General features: G+C 59.6%; 12 protein-coding genes. 8 read left to right on the top strand and 4 right to left on the bottom strand.

The genetic code is table 11. From position 1 onward, the window contains the following. Nucleotides 1-26 precede the first annotated feature (26 nt). Nucleotides 27-1,484, bottom strand: a complete 1,458-nt coding sequence (locus FBY10_RS24910) for an efflux transporter outer membrane subunit (RefSeq protein WP_145338137.1) — start codon at nucleotides 1,482-1,484, stop codon at nucleotides 27-29. A gap of 300 nt (nucleotides 1,485-1,784) precedes the next feature. Here FBY10_RS24910 and FBY10_RS24905 point away from each other — a divergent pair, with 300 nt between their 5' ends. The 3 genes from FBY10_RS24905 (at nucleotide 1,785) to FBY10_RS24895 (ending at nucleotide 6,769) form a co-directional block, all read left to right on the top strand. Next, entirely contained in the window at nucleotides 1,785-2,894 is a 1,110-nt protein-coding gene (locus FBY10_RS24905; protein ID WP_145338136.1) for an efflux RND transporter periplasmic adaptor subunit, read from the top strand. Beyond that, a complete protein-coding gene (locus FBY10_RS24900) occupies nucleotides 2,891-5,980 on the top strand; it encodes an efflux RND transporter permease subunit (protein ID WP_145338135.1) in 3,090 nt (1,029 codons plus the stop codon). The genes FBY10_RS24905 and FBY10_RS24900 overlap by 4 nt, the downstream gene beginning before the upstream one ends. Before the next feature lie 507 nt (nucleotides 5,981-6,487). Then, nucleotides 6,488-6,769, top strand: a complete 282-nt coding sequence (locus tag FBY10_RS24895) for a hypothetical protein (protein WP_256663581.1) — start codon at nucleotides 6,488-6,490, stop codon at nucleotides 6,767-6,769. Nucleotides 6,770-7,151: 382 nt separating this feature from the next. Here the strand turns inward: FBY10_RS24895 and FBY10_RS24890 are convergent, their stop codons facing one another. Next, nucleotides 7,152-8,066 (bottom strand): LysR substrate-binding domain-containing protein, encoded by a 915-nt coding sequence (locus tag FBY10_RS24890; RefSeq protein WP_120448544.1) that lies wholly within the window; start codon nucleotides 8,064-8,066, stop codon nucleotides 7,152-7,154. A gap of 268 nt (nucleotides 8,067-8,334) precedes the next feature. Here FBY10_RS24890 and FBY10_RS24885 point away from each other — a divergent pair, with 268 nt between their 5' ends. From FBY10_RS24885 to pgm, 4 genes are all read left to right on the top strand, one after another. Then, a complete protein-coding gene (locus tag FBY10_RS24885; RefSeq protein WP_145338134.1) occupies nucleotides 8,335-9,357 on the top strand; it encodes a zinc-dependent alcohol dehydrogenase family protein in 1,023 nt (340 codons plus the stop codon). A gap of 705 nt (nucleotides 9,358-10,062) precedes the next feature. After that, on the top strand, nucleotides 10,063-11,463 hold the full coding sequence (locus FBY10_RS24880) for a hypothetical protein (protein WP_145338133.1): 1,401 nt from the start codon (nucleotides 10,063-10,065) through the stop codon (nucleotides 11,461-11,463). Continuing rightward, nucleotides 11,460-12,866, top strand: a complete 1,407-nt coding sequence (locus FBY10_RS24875) for a PLP-dependent aminotransferase family protein (protein WP_145338132.1) — start codon at nucleotides 11,460-11,462, stop codon at nucleotides 12,864-12,866. Before FBY10_RS24880 ends, FBY10_RS24875 begins: the two co-directional genes overlap by 4 nt. Nucleotides 12,867-12,962: 96 nt before the next feature. Further along, nucleotides 12,963-14,606 carry a phosphoglucomutase (alpha-D-glucose-1,6-bisphosphate-dependent) gene (pgm, locus tag FBY10_RS24870; protein ID WP_145338131.1) on the top strand — a complete coding sequence of 548 codons (1,644 nt, stop codon included), beginning with the start codon at nucleotides 12,963-12,965 and terminating at the stop codon, nucleotides 14,604-14,606. Nucleotides 14,607-14,670: 64 nt separating this feature from the next. On the opposite strand, the gene FBY10_RS24865 is transcribed toward pgm, so the two are convergent. Beyond that, the gene (locus FBY10_RS24865) at nucleotides 14,671-15,366 is read right to left on the bottom strand and encodes a pirin family protein (RefSeq protein WP_131696389.1); all 696 of its coding nucleotides are present in this window, start codon (nucleotides 15,364-15,366) and stop codon (nucleotides 14,671-14,673) included. Nucleotides 15,367-15,584: 218 nt separating this feature from the next. On the opposite strand from FBY10_RS24865, the gene FBY10_RS24860 reads away from it, so the two are divergent. Then, the gene (locus FBY10_RS24860; protein WP_145338130.1) at nucleotides 15,585-18,032 is read left to right on the top strand and encodes a UvrD-helicase domain-containing protein; all 2,448 of its coding nucleotides are present in this window, start codon (nucleotides 15,585-15,587) and stop codon (nucleotides 18,030-18,032) included. 145 nt (nucleotides 18,033-18,177) lie between these two features. Here FBY10_RS24860 and FBY10_RS24855 read toward each other — a convergent pair whose 3' ends face one another. Beyond that, nucleotides 18,178-18,450 carry a DUF1652 domain-containing protein gene (locus tag FBY10_RS24855; RefSeq protein WP_027605770.1) on the bottom strand — a complete coding sequence of 91 codons (273 nt, stop codon included), beginning with the start codon at nucleotides 18,448-18,450 and terminating at the stop codon, nucleotides 18,178-18,180. Between the last annotated feature and the right edge of the window lie 251 nt (nucleotides 18,451-18,701).

The raw sequence follows: 18,701 nt of genomic DNA, 5'->3' as shown, positions 1-18,701 counted from the left end.
TGTTTGAATCTCGAAAACCACCCGTGTCATCGGCTCGTCAGTCGGCTATCCGAGGGCTGCCAGCCGCCGCCCAGCGCCTTGAACGCGGCGACTGCCGCGCGTGCCGACTCGGTTTGTGCCTGCGCCCGAGCGTCGGAAGCCTGAAGCAGGGTCTCGTCAGCGTGCAGGACGTCAATCAAGCTGGCCGTGCCTTTCTCATAAGCAGTGAACGACGATTGGCGCGCTTGCGTCAGAGACGTCTCGCCTCCAATGAGGGTGGTTGCTTGGGCGTCCCGATTCACCAGTGAGGAGAGCGCGTTCTCGACATCCTCGGTGGCGCGCAGCACAGACTGACGGTAAGCGGCCAGGGATTCGGCTTCCTGTCCCTTGGCTTGGTCGATTTGGGCGTTGATGCGACCGAAGTCGAAGAGTCTCCAACGCAGTCCCAGTACGCCCGACGATTGACTGGCGCCGCCGGTAAAAAGATTGCCTGCCGATACAGCCGTCGCGCTCCCCAATAATGCACTCAGAGAGAACGTCGGGTAGTACTCGGCAATCGCCTCCCCGATGCGTGCGTTTGAGGCGGCAAGGCGGCGCTCGGCCACAATGAGATCAGGCCTGCGGCGCAGTAAGTCGGCTGGCGTTCCCATAGCCTTTAACTGCGGCGCTGCCGGAATGCTTGTGACCATGGCAAGTTGCGTGCGATGAGTACCGGGTGGCGTGCCGAGCATTACGTCGAGTGAATTCATGGCCGCATCCAGACCGGTCTGCAGGACCGGTACTGTGGCTTGGACCTGTGCTAAAGCCCCCTCGGTCTGACGAACCTCATAGCTGGCGGCAAGCCCCTTGTTGTAGAGCAATTGGACTTTCTCCAGCAGCCCCTGCTGGGTTTTGACTTGTCGATTCGCGATATCCAGTCGAGCCTGCAGTCCGCGGACAGTGATGTAGATATCCGCAGTCTGTGCGGCGATCGCCAATCGTGTGGCTGCAACGCCTGCCTCGGAAGCTTGGTACTCGGCCAGTGCCGCCTCGCGTCCGCGTCGCAGGCCGCCAAAGACATCCACTTCCCAGCTGGCATTGAGGTCGGCCTCGTAGGAACTGCCATAGCGATCATAGCCAGGGGTTGAGTTCAGCACCTGACCGAGTGGCGTCTCGACTGATTGGTAGGCGCGGGCGGCCTGGCCGCTGATGTTTCCCGAGGGCAATAAAGCGGCATTGGCGGCGCCTAGTCCTGCCCGCGCCTGCGCGACTCGTGCCTGGGCCTGCGCCAGATCGAGGTTCTGTTCAAGCGCCTTGGCGACGAAGTCGGCGAGCAGTGGATCACCGAAGCCCTCCCACCAGATGACGAGGCTGGCAGGCGTCGCCCCTGGTCTCTGCTCGACAGAAGACTGGCCCAGGTAACGGTCCGGGAGCGGGGCGTCCGGGCGGCGATAGTCCGGGCCGACCGCACAGCCTGTCATCAAGCTGGCGCTTATCAAAAAAGCAGCGGGGCGGAGGGAGAGCATTGAGATTCCTTGAATCGAATATTGTTGGTGACTATATTACTTTATGGTCACTCTCTGTCAATTGAGGCCTCTGGGCTAAATTCAGATATGACTGGAAAATATCGCTCATCCCCGTCATGTGCTCCTTTGGAATATGCAGACCTGCATCAACCCAGTCTTGTTGCAAGGGGGGCATGAGCGGTCGCGTAGTTGGGTAGTGCATCCTTCTGCGGCGTTTGAAATCTCGAATGTGACTGTTGACAATAATGGTCACCAGTCTGAATATATGATCCCTGTTCTTTCTATTCAATAAGGGAACCTATGCTCCGGCTCCGACCCATCCCCATTGCCGCCTGCTTGTTGCCTCTCATCCTGACGGCGTGTGGTGACTCATCCAACATTGACGATCCGCGCACGCAGGCTCCTCTGGTAAGGCCCGGAACGGTTGATGGTTCCTCAGAGACGTCACGTTCATTCACGGGCGTAGTGGCGGCCCGTGTGCAGGGCGATCTCGGTTTTCGGGTCTCCGGCAAGATCCTTGAGCGGTTGGTCGATACCGGCCAGAGCGTTAAACGCGGTCAGCCGCTTATGCGCCTTGACCCCATCGACCTGGGGTTGCAGGCGCGAGCACAGCAAGAGTCGGTCACAGCCGCCAGGGCCCGAGCCAAGCAGACAGCCGATGACGAGGCGCGATATCGCGACCTCGTCGCCGCAGGGGCTGTTTCTGCATCGGCCTACGACCAGATCAAAGCCGCAGCGGATACCGCAAAGGCGCAGCTTAGCGCCGCAGAAGCCCAGGCAGATGTCGCCCGCAATGCTTCCGGTTACGCGGTGTTATTTGCGGATTCCGACGGTGTCGTGGTGGAAACACTCGCAGAGCCCGGGCAAGTCGTCAGCCCGGGGCAGCCCGTGGTTCGACTGGCGCGCGCAGGCCAGCGCGAAGCCATCGTGCATCTGCCCGAGACGTTGCGTCCTGCAGCCGGGTCCAGCGCGCAAGCGACGCTTTACGGCAGTACCGCAGGGGCTGTAACAGCGAAGCTCAGACTGCTTTCTGACTCTGCCGACCCAGTGACGCGCACGTTTGAGGCGCGGTATGTGCTTGAGGGCGCGCTGGCCAATGCCCCGATAGGTTCGACGGTCACGTTGCGGATCGCAGAAGGCGCCGCGCACGGGCAGGCGCTGCAAGTCCCCATCGCGGCCCTTTATGACCCAGGCGATGGCACCGGTGTGTGGGTGATCGCAGGCTCGCCGGCAAAGGTGACCTGGCGTCCTGTTCAGGTGCTGGGATTGAGCGACGATGCCGCGCGCGTGGCAGGCGATCTCAAGGTCGGTGAGCAGATCGTCGCGTTAGGCGCCCATCTGCTGCGCGATGGAGAGGACGTGAGAGTGCCCCAGCAGGATGACGCCCATTTTGCCGGGAGTCATCCATGAGCGAAGGCCGCTTTAATATTTCTGCGATCGCCGTTCGTGAGCGATCCATTACGGTATTCCTGATCTTTCTGATCGCGGTTGCGGGCACCCTGGCGTTCTTCCAACTGGGGCGTGCGGAGGATCCACCGTTTACGGTCAAGCAGTTGACGGTCATTACTGCCTGGCCGGGGGCTACTGCGCAGGAAATGCAGGACCAGGTCGCAGAGCCACTTGAAAAACGCCTGCAGGAATTGAAATGGTACGACCGCTCGGAAACCTATACGCGGCCTGGTCTTGCTTTCACCATGGTGTCGTTGTTGGACCGCACGCCACCCTCACAGGTGCAGGAAGAGTTTTATCAGGCACGCAAAAAGCTCGACGACGAGGCCACCAAGCTACCGGCGGGGGTAATCGGGCCCTTGGTCAACGACGAGTATTCGGACGTGACGTTTGCGCTGTTCGCCCTCAAAGCCAAAGGCGAGCCGCAGCGGCTGCTGGTGCGTGATGCTGAGTCGTTGCGCCAGCAACTGTTGCATGTGCCGGGCGTGAAGAAGGTCAACATCATCGGTGAGCAAGCCGAGCGGATATTTGTTTCGTTCTCCCATGATCGGTTGGCCACCCTGGGCATTGCGCCTCAGAACATCTTTGCCGCGCTGAATAATCAGAACGTGCTCACGCCCGCCGGTTCGATCGAAACAAATGGGCCGCAAGTCTTCCTCCGCCTGGACGGCGCCTTGGACAAACTGGAGAAGATTCGTGACACGCCGATTGTGGTTCAGGGGCGCACGCTCAAGCTCTCCGACGTGGCCACTGTCGAACGTGGCTATGAAGACCCTGCAACCTTTCTGGTGCGCAGTAACGGAGAAGAGGCCCTGCTGCTGGGGGTCATCATGCGCGAAGGCTGGAACGGCCTGGATCTGGGCAAGGCGCTGGACGCCGAGACGACCAAGATCAATGAAGGCATGCCTCTTGGCATGACGCTGACCAAGGTGACCGATCAAGCCGTCAACATCGACTCGGCCGTTGGTGAGTTCATGGTCAAGTTTTTTGTCGCGCTGCTCGTGGTGATGCTTGTTTGCTTCCTCAGCATGGGCTGGCGTGTAGGCGTCGTGGTCGCAGCTGCCGTGCCATTGACACTGGCGATCGTGTTTGTGGTGATGGCGGCCACCGGAAAGAACTTTGACCGTATTACCCTCGGTTCATTGATCCTGGCGCTCGGGTTGCTGGTAGATGACGCCATCATCGCGATCGAAATGATGGTCGTGAAAATGGAGGAGGGCTACGACCGCATCAAAGCCTCCGCGTATGCCTGGAGTCATACGGCCGCGCCGATGCTCTCGGGCACACTGGTAACGGCGGTTGGCTTCATGCCCAACGGTTTCGCCCAGTCCACTGCCGGCGAGTACACCAGCAACATGTTCTGGATCGTGGGCATTGCTCTGATCGCTTCCTGGGTTGTCGCAGTGGCTTTCACCCCTTACCTGGGCGTGAAGTTGCTGCCAGACATCAAGCAGGTAGAGGGTGGGCATGCGGCTATCTACGATACCCCGCGCTACAACCGCTTCCGTCGGGTCCTGACCCGGGTCATCGAACTCAAGTGGCTGGTGGCTGGTACGGTTATCACGCTGTTTGTCGTGGCCGTCCTGGGCATGGGCCTGGTGAAGAAGCAGTTCTTCCCGACGTCAGATCGTCCCGAGGTGATGGTCGAGGTGCAGATGCCCTACGGAACCTCCATCGAGCAGACCAGTGCCACTGCAAAAAAGGTCGAGGCCTGGCTGCAAAAGCAGGAAGAGGCAAAAATCGTCACGGCCTATATCGGGCAGGGCGCGCCGCGTTTCTTCCTGGCGATGGCGCCAGAACTGCCGGATCCATCGTTCGCCAAGATCGTGGTGCTCACGTCCAGCCAGGAGGCACGTGAAACCCTCAAGCTGCGTTTTCGCGAGGCGGTCGCTGCCGGGCTCGCCCCAGAGGCCCGTGTCAGGGCGACTCAAATTGTGTTTGGTCCGTATTCACCCTATCCCGTCGCCTACAGGGTAATGGGGCCTGACCCGACGAAGCTGCGCGAGATTGCGGGCCGTGTACAAGCGGTCATGCAAGCGAGTCCGTTGATGAGGACGGTCAACAGCGACTGGGGCCCTCTGGCGCCGACCCTGCATTTCAGCCTGGATCAGGATCGCTTGCAGGCGGTTGGACTGACCTCCAGCGCCGTCGCCCAGCAGTTGCAATTCCTGCTGACGGGCGTGCCGATCACGTCGGTTCGTGAAGACATTCGTTCAGTGCAGGTGGTTGGGCGCGCTGCAGGCGATATACGTCTGGACCCTGCGCGGATTGAAGGGTTTACATTGGTGGGCGCGGCGGGTCAGCGGATCCCTCTGTCCCAGGTCGGAGAGGTGGATGTGCGTATGGAGGATCCGATCCTCAGGCGCCGTGACCGTACACCGACGATCACCGTGCGTGGCGATATTGACGAAGGCCTTCAACCACCGGATGTATCGGGTGTGATCGTCAAGCAACTGCAGCCGATTATCGACACGCTCCCCGCCGGCTATCGGATCGAGCAAGCGGGTGCAATCGAGGAATCGGGCAAGGCGGGCCAGGCGATAGTGCCGCTGGTTCCGATCATGATTGCGCTGACGTTGCTGATCATCATCGTCCAGGTGCGTTCGATCTCGGCAATGATCATGGTGTTTTTCACCGCACCGCTGGGACTTATTGGCGTGGTGCCGACGCTGCTGATGTTTCATCAACCGTTTGGTATCAACGCCCTGGTTGGGCTGATCGCGCTGTCGGGCATCCTGATGCGCAACACGCTGATTCTGATCGGGCAGATCCATCACAACGCCCAGGAAGGCCTGGATCCCTTTCACGCCGTCATCGAAGCCACGGTACAGAGGGCCCGCCCGGTACTGCTGACGGCGATGGCGGCCATCCTGGCATTCATCCCGCTGACCCATTCTGTTTTTTGGGGCACGCTGGCCTACACACTGATCGGCGGTACTTTGGTCGGCACCATCATGACGTTGGTGTTCCTGCCGGCGATGTACGCCATCTGGTTCAAAATCCGCCCTGGCAACGCGAGCAAGGCTCAAGCGGTGCAACCTGCCTGAGCAAGGGGCGGTCGAGGGGAGGGCGCTAGCGTCCTCTCGTCACCCAAGTCGCCAAGGCTGCACCGTACAAGAAACTGGGCGCTGTCGAATCACTCTTCTTTTAAGGCTGAAATGCTGGTGGTCTGGAAAAAACGGCAAGTCCGGGTGGTCCGGTGCGGAGTCTCTTGAACGCCAACGACGCGACGTATAAATCTATGGTAGGGCCGTCGGGAGCTTCGCCCTTAATCTTCTGGATCAGTCAATGTTGAAAAGTCGCCACTGTTTATGGTTTTCCATTGCAGGTTCCTTTGGGGCTCTGAAGGAGCACTCCACCAAAGCCGGGCCCCCATGCATTTACTCCGACATGCATGCTTCCCAGAGATCAGATGTGACGTTCGGCAACAGCGCTTCGACGGGCGATAGTGTATAGGTGACGGACCCGTTGGCGCCCCGCATGAAGCCGGAAGCGCGAATCCCCGCCCAGAACAGGGCAAGATTCTTGTCTCCTGTGCAGAGCATGATCTGTTCTTGTGGGAACACAGGGGGCAAAGGCAGTTCTCCTACGAAAAGTACTTTGGCATTGTGGAGCCCTCAGATACTGATGTGGAAAACTTTGCGCAGGGCAAGGACAGCGTGATGGATCGCACCAGAAGGCTTTTCTACGTGTGTTGTTCCCGAGCGACTAGGGATCTCGCTGTCGTCATGTTCGTGCAGGACATCGAAAATGCTCGAGAAAAAATCGCCGAGACCGGAATCTTCGAGTCTGGCGACATCGTGGATGAGTATGCTTTGGAAGCCGCTCTAACTTAGCTCTGGATTGTTTCCGCGTTCATTGCCTGTGCCGACTGAACGGCATCGGTAGACTGCCACCTAAGGCGACTGACTCATGTCGACCCAAAGCTGCCATCACTGGTTACGATAATCGGTTTAGAACAGACATCGAGACTAGTAGAGTAGAGCCTGCACTCTATTGCTACTGATCAAAACAGTTCGTGCGATGGTAGTTGCGGGCAGTAGCGTATGACTTTTCCGAGAAGGGGCTGCCGGACCTTAGGTTGGGGGCATCCTTTTCAAACCATCCAACGCATGCCCTCAGATGTGCCCCCAATGGAGCAATCCACTGGAAGTGAATGGATCTCCATGGCCTATGAAAAGCCAGAAATGATCAGCTAAACAGCCTGCCCAACGACACCTAAAGACTCTCAGGGTCGCCAAAAAACATCTGAATCCGCGACCGCAACCACCGCTCTCCCGGATCATTGTCCTGCGACCCTCGCCAAGCCATATGCAGCTCGAACGAGCGCACCGGCAACGGCGGTTCTTCCGCGCGCAAACCACCCGCAGCGGTCAGTGCCTCGGCCGCGTAGTCCGGCACGATGGCGACAATGTCGGTGCCCGAGAGCAGGGTGCCCAGCCCGTTGAACTGTGGCACCGCCAGCACCACATGGCGCTTGCGGTCGAGTTTCTCCAACTCTTCATCAATGAACCCGCTCAAGTCGCCGGCGAACGACACCAGGGCATGGGGACGGGCGCAGAAGTCGTCCAGGCTCAGGGAGCCCGGCACGCTGTCGGCGCGCAGCAGTTTCGGCAGGCTGCGGCGCAGTACTTTGCGCTTGGCGTTGGCCGGCAGGTCGGCGGTGTAGCTGACGCCGATGGAGATTTCGCCGGAGGCGAGCAGGCCGGGCATCAGGATGTAATTGACGCGGCGCACCACCAGTACGATGCCGGGCGCTTCGGCGCGCAGACGTTTGAGCAGTTGGGGCAGCAGGGCGAATTCGACGTCGTCGGACAGGCCGATGCGGAACACCGCGGTGCTGGTGGCCGGGTCGAACTCGGCGGCGCGGCTGACGGCGGTGGAAATCGAGTCCAGGGCCGGGGAGAGCAGGGCGAAGATTTCCACGGCGCGGGCCGAGGGCTCCATGCTGCGGCCGGTGCGCACGAACAGCGGGTCATCGAACAGCCCACGCAGGCGCGACAACGCGGCGCTGATGGCTGGCTGGCCAAGGAACAATTTCTCGGCGGCACGGGTCACACTGCGCTCATGCATCAAGGTTTCGAATACGATCAAGAGGTTAAGGTCGACACGACGCAGGTCGTTACGGTTCATCTTGTATCCTGGAAGAGTCAGCTTTACTTGACGAGAACGGTCATACAAGAGCCCTGAGGGTCCATTCAGACGCGTGACCGGTATGAATCTTACGGGGAAAGGCTGGTACTCTGCACCGGCTAATTGAGTTTTCCTACCATACTTGAGGTCTATTCCTCAGATGCGGAATCAATGACAGACATGTCGACTATTAACGGCGACCGGTGGTCTTAGCCGGAAAGCCCAGATAGAGTTCATGGCAATAGAGGTTACTTTGACGAGGTTTGCGATGTCCCGCACGATCCGTTTTCACAAGTTTGGTCCGGCCGAGGTGCTCAAGTGCGAAGAGCATGTAGCCGCGCAGCCCGCACCGGGCGAAGTGCAGGTGCGTGTCGAGGCGATTGGCATCAGCTGGTATGACATTTTGTGGCGCCAGAACCTGGCGTCTTCCCACGCACGTCTTCCATCCGGCCTTGGTCATGAGATGGCCGGGGTGGTCGTAGCCTTGGGTGACGGCGTTGATGACTTGGCAGTGGGCGATAAAGTGGCCAGTTTTCCGGCCGAGAGCCCTAATGATTACCCGGTGTATGGCGAACAGATCGTCCTGCCCCGTTCGGCCCTGACCCGCTATCCGGACGTCTTGAGCCCCATCGAAGCCAGCGTGCACTACACGCCGCTGCTGATTGCCTACTTTGCGTATGTGGACCTGGCACGGGTCAAACCCGGGCAGTTTGCCCTGGTGACCGACGCCAGCCACTGCGCCGGCCCTTCGTTTGTGCAACTGGGCAAGGCCCTGGGCGTGCGGGTGATTGCTGCCACCAAGGACAGCGCAGAGCACGAGTACCTGCTCTCTCTTGGCGCAGAAAAAGTCATCGTCACCGAGGAACAGGACCTGCTGATGCAAATCAACAAGTTCACCGAGAACCGCGGCGTCGATGTGGTGTTCGATGGCTTGGGTGGCCCGCAGATGTCGTTGCTCGGTGATGTGCTGGCGCCCCGTGGCAGCCTGGTGCTGTATGGCTTGCAGGGCGGTAACCAGACACCGTTCCCGGCGTGCGCGGCGTTCCAGAAGAACATTCAGTTCTTCGTGCACTGTATCGGCAACTTCACCGGCAAACCGGAGCTGGGCATCATCCAGGATCAGGTAGCGTTGCAGCGCGCGTTGCGTGACATCAACCAACTGACCGCCGATCGTGTGCTCGTTCCCCTTAAAACCACGGTGTTTCCGTTCAATCAGTTTGTCGAAGCCCACCGTTATATGGACGAATGCCCGTGCCGCGAGCGGGTTGCTTTGCAGGTTGCGGCTGTTTGAGCTGTAGGAATATTCGTAAATGAGTGCTCCGACGCCTGAGTGAATGGGGCAAATGCGCCATTTGACAGGGCTTAACCCGCCCGCTCCAGAAGCTGCCGACCTGGCGCTTTAGCCCACAAATCCGGCCCTTTCTCCCTGACGCCGCCCTGAATTCCAGCGCGGCGTCGTTGCATGTGCGCCTTTTACGCGACATCGGTTGCTCATCTGAACTGGTTTTCGGCCCGCTTCTGTATCTATTAATCATTATTCCAGCACTGATAATTGCGCCTTCACTTTCATCTCAAGGATTGAGCAATGATTGAATCTGTGACTCGACTGCAGATAGTTATCCGAACTATCGACGCGGCACGCATGTGTGCTCAGCAAGACAGGTACTTTCATAAAGCGTACCGACCATGCAAATGGAAAAGTTGTTTGAGCCTATTGTCGGACACTTCTTTAAAAGGCTGGTTAAAAAAGCGTAGGAGCTTGTCGGAAGAGTCCTAAGGCTAGCTTTTTAAAAGGATTTTTCCATTATTTTCATTGGATTGTGCGCTTGTGCGGGTGAGAAATGCTCACCGGCAATTCATGTCGTTTTGTTGCGCGGTGCTAGTGTCTGAACATCGACGCACAATACGGGGCGCGATTTTCCTACACGCAAAATAGGCCAAGCAAACACTGTCAGCAGTTGCTTGAAACTGATATTTCAACTCAGGTAGTAGAACTATGAGCACTATTCACGAACAGGCTATGAATCATATTTACCAGCAAGTTCTGCAACGTCTGATCGGGCACTTCACTCGCGCGGGACGAACCGCTCTCCAGTTACTGGTCCAGCGAATCATTGTCGCGGCAGGCGGGATGGAGCAGGTAGGGGATTTCAAGGTACTGGTGGCTCACGGTGGCGGTGAAGTCAGCAGCTATACCCTGGCGCTGCTCCGAGCTGCCCAACTGACCATTGCCGGTCGCGCGCCACGCACCTTTCAACTGAGGGTCGCGACGTTACGGCACGCGGGCATGACTGAGGGGCAGCTCGATACCCTGAATCGCGGCTACGGCCGGCTGTTTCTCCACGATGATCCGCGCGTCGAGTTGTTGATGGTGGAAAATCAGGAAGTACAACCCTTCAATCACCAGCGCCCGGCCTCAGCGATCGGGCGACAGATCAGCCAGCGCAATATGTTGATGGTGGGCCATGTGAGCGCCGGAGACTGCCGCGCCACACTGTGCAACGACACTTACCTGGCCGTCGGCGATTTTTACCAGCGTGTCACCACTTGCAATGGCGGCGTCCACGCGCTGGTCAGTGGTGACTCGCCGCGTAAGCAAAGTCAGTTTCTTGCCTGGCTCAAGAAAACCGCCCAGGGCGCAGGCATCCGCGTTACCAAGGGCCATCCACTATCGCTCAACGCGTTGTTCGCGCGCATGGACGAGTGGAGCACCGGTTATTACCGTGATGTGTTCGGTGAGCATTACACGGCCAGTGATAATCCCAGTACGGTGGGGCATCGTCACTTGGCTTACATCGGCATCGCCGACCTGCTGGACGATGTCGACATCGCGTCAACCACTCTGCTGACCGAGTTCATGGCTTACGTTCCCGATCCACTGGGCTTTCACTTCAGCCATCCGACCTATTCCAATCCGTTGCTGATGGCTCATCTGCGTGGGTTACAGGCCGAATGCCTGCGTGAGCTGGATTATGAAGAAGGCGTCGAAGGTTTTGTTCAGCAGGCCGCCGCGTACATGCGCCGTCTGCGCATGCCCGACGATTTGCTCATTCAGGCCGGGACCCGCGAAGGGCGCATGTTATGGAGTGCCTACGCCCAGGAGTTCTTCGGTTTGGATGAGACCCAACTGACCTGCCTGCTGTTTTCACCGTTTCTTCATCACGGAGAGCGATTGGAAGGTTATTTGCGCCAATGTCATCCGGGCATGCTGGTGGCGTTGCCTGAGTTGCACAAAGTCCTCCAAGGCAACGGTTCCGCCGAAATGCTGCAGCAGTGGGTAACGGACACCAGCGGTTTACCGATGCCCTTGTTGCAGCACCTGTACCGCAAACGGCCGCTGGCCAGTGAGAACGGCATGCGTCGCGCCGCGCAGGCCGTGCCATTGTTCGGGCAATGACGCTGCGCGACGAGCGTCAGGCGGATTTCGCGTATCAGGCGGTCTATCGCTACATGATCAGTCTGATCAACGAGGTCAGTACTGACACTCGGGTAAAACTGCCGTCGTTACGGCAGTTGGCCGGGCGCCTGAACGTGTCGATTTCGACGATCCAGTACGCCTATGCGCTGCTGGAGAAGGAGGGCAGAGTCTACTCGGTGGCCAAATCCGGCTATTACGCCTGGCCGATGTCGGCAAACCCGCTGGCGTGGGCCGGCGGGGATCTGCTTGACCGCCTCTACGCAGCGGCACGGCGCCCCGGCATGGTGGTACTCAGTGGCGACGATCCGGCATTGCTGGGGGCCCTGGATGAAACACTGCTGCGGCTGGAGCGGGAACTGGTGCGCCAGTACCCGTCGCATTTGCAACCCTGGTCCCAGCCTTGTGGTGTGTGGGAGTTACGCGCGGCGCTGGCCGCGCGCTATACCTCGTCGCCCACACGCTGCTGGCATGCCGACGATGTGTATATCGGTGCCGACCTGCGCGGCGTGCTGGATATCCTGATCGAAGTACTGGGCCTGCGGGGTACCACCGTGATTGTCGAATCGCCCTGCGACTGGCTGATCCTGCGCCTGTTGCAGGACGCCGGGGTGCGCATCATCGAGTTGCCCTGGACGCCGGAGGGCCGCCTGGATAGAACCGCGCTGGGGACGCTGTTGCGCGATGAGCCGGTGCATCTGGTGTTGCTCTCGTCTTCCGTCAGCCTGCCCAGCGGGGTGGCCATGTCGATCGACGAGCGTCTCGACGTGGCACACCTGCTGGGTCAGTCCGGTTGCTGGTTGCTAGAAAACGACACCTTTGGTGAGCTGGGTTTCGAAGCCCCCCACACGGCATTGCGCGAACTGGTGAACCCTGAGCGGCTGATCGTGTTTTCTTCGTTCGAGAAAGTGCTCGGCGCGGAAGCTCCCTACGGCTACGTACTGTGCCGACGCATGAGCAATGAGTTGCAGCGCCAGTTCCTGCTGCGCTCATTCCGTTTATCGTCGATCCGTCAGCGCGCGATTGCCCGTTTGTACCAAAGCAGGCGGATTGACCAGCACCTGCGCACACTGCGCCAACGCTTGAGCGAGCAGGCGGGGCACATGAGCCAGCGCCTGGAGCAGTATTTGGGCGACCAGGTGACTTATCGGATGCCGGCCGCCGGTGCCGCGTTCTGGCTGGCCTCCACCCGTGCGGTGGACATGCGCCAGGCATTTCAGCGCCTGCTGGCACGGCAGGTGGTGATCGCCCCCGGTGAACTGTTCAGTGTTAGTGGGTTGCATCAACAGAACCTGCGCGTGAGTCACACCTTTCACGGGCAACCCAATCTGGATATTGCCCTGGAAGCATTGAGCGACGCATTGCGCCAGGCACAGACTGGTTGAAGTTTCTCTTAACGATGTAGGATCGATACCGTCGCGCAGTAGTCCAACTCTCAGTAAACTGCCATTTTTCCGAATCCTTCTATCCGAGGTTTATGCATGACAATCAGTCCTTTTGCGGGCAAACCGGCGCCGGCCCAGTTGCTGGTGGATATCCCGCGACTGGTCACGGCCTATTACACCGGCCAGCCTGATGCAGCGATCTCCACCCAGCGCGTAGCCTTTGGTACCTCCGGGCACCGTGGCAGTTCGTTCGAACTGAGCTTCAACGAATGGCATGTGCTTGCCATCAGCCAGGCCATCTGCCTGTATCGCGAAGCCCAAGGCATCAATGGCCCGCTGTTCGTTGGCCTGGATACCCATGCGCTGTCGACCCCGGCCGGTGCCAGCGCTCTGGAAGTGCTGGCCGCTAATGGTGTGCATGTGATGCTGGCCGAAGGCGATGAATACACACCAACCCCGGCAATTTCCCACGCCATCATCTGCTACAACCGTGGCCGTACCAGCGGCCTGGCCGACGGCATCGTTATCACGCCATCCCACAACCCGCCGCAAAGTGGTGGCTACAAGTACAACCCGCCCAACGGTGGCCCGGCCGATACCCACGTCACCAAGTGGATCGAAGCCAAGGCCAACGAGTTGCTGGCCAATAAACTGGCCGGGGTCAAGCGCATCACCCATGCACAGGCGCTCAAGGCCGACACCACCCATCGCCATGACTACCTCAACAGCTACGTGGCCGACCTGATCAACGTGATCGACATGGACGCCATCCGCAGCGCCGACCTGCGCCTGGGCGTGGACCCGCTGGGCGGAGCAGGGGTGCGCTACTGGTCGGCGATTGCCGAACACTACCGCCTGAACCTGGAGGTGGTGAACACCGAAGTCGATGCCACGTTCCGCTTCATGAGCGTCGACTGGGACGGCCAGATCCGCATGGACCCGTCCTCCAGCTACGCCATGCAGGGCCTGATCGGTCTCAAGGAGCGCTTCGACGTAGCGTTCGCCTGCGACCCGGATCACGACCGTCATGGCATCGTCACTCCGTCCGGCGGCCTGCTCGCGCCGAATAACTACTTGGCGGTGTCCATCGACTATCTGTTTCAGAACCGTCCTGACTGGCGCGCCGATGCGGCCGTGGGCAAGACCGTGGTCAGCAGCGGCCTGATCGATCGCGTGGCCGCACGGATTGGCCGTCGCCTGTACGAGGTGCCGGTGGGGTTCAAGTGGTTCGCCGATGGCCTGTTCGACGGCTCATTGGGCTTTGGCGGGGAAGAAAGCGCGGGTGCCTCGTTCCTGCGTAAGGACGGCACGGTGTGGAGCACCGACAAGGACGGCCTGATCCCGGCATTGCTGGCGGCGGAAATGACCTCGCGCAAAGGCCAGGACCCGAGCCAGATCTACCGTGGCCTCACCGATGCCTTGGGCGAGCCGTTCGCCATTCGTGTCGACGCCAAGGCTACCCCGGCGCAGAAAGCGCTGTTGGGCAAGCTGTCGCCAGAGCAGGTGACCTCCACGCAACTGGCCGGCGAAAGCATCCAGCAGATCCTCAGCCATGCGCCGGGTAATAACCAGGCGATCGGCGGGTTGAAAGTGATGACCGAAAACGGCTGGTTCGCCGCGCGGCCGTCGGGCACCGAGGACATCTACAAGATCTACGCCGAGAGCTTCATTGGCGAGGACCACCTCAAGCAGCTGGTGGAAGAGGCGCAGGTGCTGGTAGACGGCGCTATCTCCCAGTAACACCGCAACCTCAATGTGGGAGGGGGCTTGCCCCCTCCCACATTTTATTGGGCCAAAGGCTGGATCAGGCGAGGTCGACCAACACGATCTCGCTGTCTTCAACCGCCGTCACCCGCAACACCTGCTCATCCTCAATCGCCACCCCGTCTCGAGCTTGCGCACGCACGCCATTGACTTCAATCACCCCCGTCGCCGGCACCAGGTAAGCCCGACGCCCGCTGTCCAAGCGGTATTCCGCGCTTTCCCCGGCTTTCAGGTTCGCCGCTACCAGGCGGGCATCCGCGCGGATGCGCAGGCTCTCGCTGTCACCGGCCTTGCCACTGGCCAGGGTCACAAACCCCTCGCGATCACCTTTCGGAAACGGCTTGGCGCCCCAGGAGGGTGGCAGGCCGGCCTCGTTCGGGATGATCCAGATCTGGAAGATCTTGGTCGGCGTGGCTTCCAGGTTGTACTCGCTGTGAGCGATCCCCGTGCCTGCGCTCATCACCTGCACATCACCGGCCTCGGTGCGGCCCTTGTTGCCCAGGTTGTCGGCGTGGCTGATGGCGCCTTCACGCACGTAGGTAATGATCTCCATGTCGCGATGGGCGTGCTGCGGGAAGCCGGTGCCGGGGGCAATGATGTCGTCGTTCCAGACCCGCAGGTTGCCCCAATGCATGCGCTTGGGGTCGTGGTATTCAGCAAATGAAAAGTGGTGATGGGCGTCAAGCCAGCCGTGGTGGGCGCCGCCCAGGGCGTTGAAAGGTCGAAGTTCAAGCATGATCGTCTCCTGTTGATGGCGCTATGATCCGTGAGCTCATCATCGATAAAAAGCGTAAAAAATGCCTGATTCCTATCGGTGGATTAGATTGATTGCTGGCGCTTTGACTTTCACTTCATCGCCTAACTGCATGACCGTAAAGCAATTGGCTGGAACTGAGCGCCGATTCCGGCGACCATGGCGCACTTGTCAAACCCCAGCTCATCGCAGGAGTCCGCGTGCCGCAACACAAGCCTGATCTGCCCCCCGAACTGCGCCCATTGGCGGAAATGCCGCTGCTCAAACGCCTTGCCGCACGCCTGTTTGGCCATGGCCTGACGCGTTTGCGCGCACAGCATCGGTTTTCCTGGTTGCACGGGCAGGCCGATGGTTTTCGCAGTGGTCACGAGGCCGGCGTGGAGTATGGCTATCGCGAGGGCAAGGCCGATGGCATCGAGGAAGGTCGACAAGTCCTGTTGATCCGCGACTTCCGTCCCGATGAGCACCGCGCGCCCGGCGTCGATGACAGCCTGTTCGACGATTGGCATCTGCCCTTGACCGCCGACGTGAAGAAACGCATCAAGGCTGATGTGGCTCGTTTGTTACCGGCCCATGCCCAGCCGAGCGCGGCGCAATGGAAGATGATCTTCAGCGACACGCCGTCAACCTCGGTGATCGCCGGTGCCGGCGCGGGTAAATCCACCTCGCTGGTGCTGCGTATTTTGCTGCTCACCCATTACCTGGGCTTCGAATTGAGCTCGATGACCGTGGTGACCTTCACCCGCGAGTCGCGCAAAGACTTCATCAACAAGCTCATGGAAATTCTCAGCCTGTGGGGCCAACCCCTTGGCATGAAAGAAGCCCAGGCGGTGGTGCGCACTTTTCATTCGCGCATCCTGCCGATGGTCCGCAGCCTGCCGGGTTTTGAACGCCTGCAGGCTTTTGAAAACCTCAGCGCCGGTTTCGAAGACGCTGACAGCAACCCGTTCGACCTGCGCATCAGCGACGCCCAGCGCCAGCAGATGAATGCCTGTTATCACCGATTGCATAGCCAGAACCCGCGCTTTCGTGAACTGATTGCACCGTTGGCACGCCACGGCCTGCAGCTGCGCGAACTGGAGCGTGATCATCCGGATGTACAGAAGCGCGTAGCGGTGACCGAGCTGGCCGCCAAGCGCGACGAAGAACTCTGCGATGTGATCGAAGACCTGTGGTTTCGTGCCGGCGCCTGGCCAATCAAGGGGATTGAGCCCAGTCGCCAGCGCTTCGAAATCAATGGCGCGCAGTTTCACTGCCACGGCTATATCCCGGAGCTGGATGCGTGGGTAGTGCTGGGCTTTGACGCCAGGGAAAACCCCCAGATCAGCCGGCCGAATTCGAAGCTGTCGGTACGCGCAGAGTGGGCGGTAAAGCGCACCTTGTTTCAAGCTTTCTGTCGTAAGCCTTTGATATGGCTGGATAGCTATGATTCGTCAAAGCGGCTTTTAAGCAGCCTCGCAGGAGATGCCAGCGCAGGTCCCGGCTTTGATTACAAGGTCAAGGGCGAGCTGGCTTCGGCGCCGCTGTTGGACAGTTTCGTGATGGCAGCCGGCTTTATCGAGAACCTCGGCCTGGACGTGCCGACCGCTGTCGGCCAGATGAGCTTCGCCAAGGACGACCCGGACCGGTTCTTCTTTGAAGCCCTGAGCATTTTCTGGAAGGCCCTGGAAGACCACCTGCTCGACCAATCGCCGCCGATCATGACCTATAACCGCATGTTTTCGCTGTTCGGCGAAAACACCCCGGAAAACCTCAAGCTCCTCAGCGATCAGCTGCTGCGGCCGATGTCGCACTTAATGATCGACGAATTCCAGGACGTATCGCCCCAGATCGTCTCGTGGATACGCGCCAGCCTGCGGGAAATCCGCAGCCGTGGCCCGGCGATGCATGTGGGCCGTGGTGCGCAACGTTCGTCCTTGCTGTGCGTGGGCGATGACTGGCAGTCGATCTACGGCTGGCGCGGCAGTTCGCCCAAGTACTTCATGGAATTCAACCAGGAATTCCCATCGCCGAGCACTACCCGCGTCATGCTCAGCGAGAACTACCGCAGCCATCAGCACATCATCGACGCTGCGGAACATATCGTGCGCGCCGCACCGGCCATCCCGGGTAAAAAGGCCAAGGCCAGTGGCACGCCAAAAGCGTTGGTACCGGTCACCGTACTGGAGCGGGACGATGCGGCATTGGGGCGGCAACTGCTGGAACACTATCAAAAGGGCGATTCGGTATTAATGCTGTATCGAAAAAGTAGCGATAAGCTACTGATTCAAGAGCATATTCAGTCAATTGTTAATGTTGATTCTAGCTTGCCGGCAGCCGCGCGCAGGTTGAAGCAGCTGACGTACCACAGCGCCAAGGGCCTGCAGGCGGATGCGGTGTTCCTGCTCGGTGATTGCCAGCATGTGACCAGTTCGCCTTACAAGAACCAGGTCTACCGCATGGCGGGCCTGGGCAAGGACGGGGACAGCGAACCTTATGACACCGCGCAAAAGGACGAAGTGCTGCGTCTGGCCTACGTCGGGATTACCCGGGCCGTGAGCCATTGCTACTGGTATGTGGAAAAACCCGAAGGCCAGGCGGTGAATGTGCCCAAGGCCTCGGAGCGGGTTGACGGCAAGAAAGCGTTTTTCGACGATCAGCGCCATTAGTAGGGGGACAAATGCGATTCCAATGTGGGAGGGGGCTTGCTCCCGATAGCAGGGTGTCAGTCACCACCTACAGTGACTGAACCAGCGCTATCGGGAGCAAGCCCCCTCCCACAGTTGACCTTCTTTCCTGTTGGCGGGGCCGGAGTCAGGCCCTCAGCGACAACGGCGGCACAAACGACTCCAACTCATCCTCCACCGCCTCGATAATTCGCTCCACATCGGCAGCATTCATCACGGTGGCGCAGGGGATGCCGGCGATGGCAATCAGCGTCTCGCCGCTGGCCCGGTCGAACAGGCGGGCGACCATACTGCCGGGCGCATCCATGCTGCCCTCGAAGCCCATCGGATGAAAATGCCAGCGCATCAGCTGGCAGGCGTTCGGGAACGTCACTTTATTCATGTTGCCCACCTTGTTCATTGAGCGCTTCCTTTAGCTCGCGGCAGGGGGCCAGGACCGTCACTGGTCGTGGCGTCGGAGGAGTTAAAAATAGCATTCGTTCGCAAGTACAAGGTGACTTTTTCTGCCCCGTTCGGCGGTTGTCAGCCATTCACTTGACGTGGGTCAGCTCCTGCTTAGGGACGGGCAAAACGCCACTAGTAAGAAGTTCCAATTGGCCATTGTCGGCGCGGGCAAAATTCGGCAATCTCCGAGGTTTACCCGTCTCAGAG

The sequence above is a fragment of the Pseudomonas sp. SJZ103 genome (genome assembly GCF_007828335.1).
In the GTDB taxonomy this organism is placed as follows: Bacteria; Pseudomonadota; Gammaproteobacteria; order Pseudomonadales; family Pseudomonadaceae; genus Aquipseudomonas.
Note: the sequence above shows the minus strand (reverse complement) of the source record. Positions and strands in the feature narration are given on the sequence as shown.

Excerpts from the sequence above, each read along its gene's own strand:
- FBY10_RS24905 (WP_145338136.1), top strand. The coding sequence starts at position 1,785 with ATGCTCCGGCTCCGACCCATCCCCATTGCCGCCTGCTTGTTGCCTCTC.
- FBY10_RS24865 (WP_131696389.1), bottom strand. The coding sequence starts at position 15,366 with ATGCTTGAACTTCGACCTTTCAACGCCCTGGGCGGCGCCCACCACGGC.
- FBY10_RS24855 (WP_027605770.1), bottom strand. The coding sequence starts at position 18,450 with ATGAACAAGGTGGGCAACATGAATAAAGTGACGTTCCCGAACGCCTGC.
- FBY10_RS24900 (WP_145338135.1), top strand. The coding sequence starts at position 2,891 with ATGAGCGAAGGCCGCTTTAATATTTCTGCGATCGCCGTTCGTGAGCGA.
- pgm (WP_145338131.1), top strand. The coding sequence starts at position 12,963 with ATGACAATCAGTCCTTTTGCGGGCAAACCGGCGCCGGCCCAGTTGCTG.
- FBY10_RS24890 (WP_120448544.1), bottom strand. The coding sequence starts at position 8,066 with ATGAACCGTAACGACCTGCGTCGTGTCGACCTTAACCTCTTGATCGTA.
- FBY10_RS24910 (WP_145338137.1), bottom strand. The coding sequence starts at position 1,484 with ATGCTCTCCCTCCGCCCCGCTGCTTTTTTGATAAGCGCCAGCTTGATG.
- FBY10_RS24875 (WP_145338132.1), top strand. The coding sequence starts at position 11,460 with ATGACGCTGCGCGACGAGCGTCAGGCGGATTTCGCGTATCAGGCGGTC.
- FBY10_RS24885 (WP_145338134.1), top strand. The coding sequence starts at position 8,335 with ATGTCCCGCACGATCCGTTTTCACAAGTTTGGTCCGGCCGAGGTGCTC.
- FBY10_RS24880 (WP_145338133.1), top strand. The coding sequence starts at position 10,063 with ATGAGCACTATTCACGAACAGGCTATGAATCATATTTACCAGCAAGTT.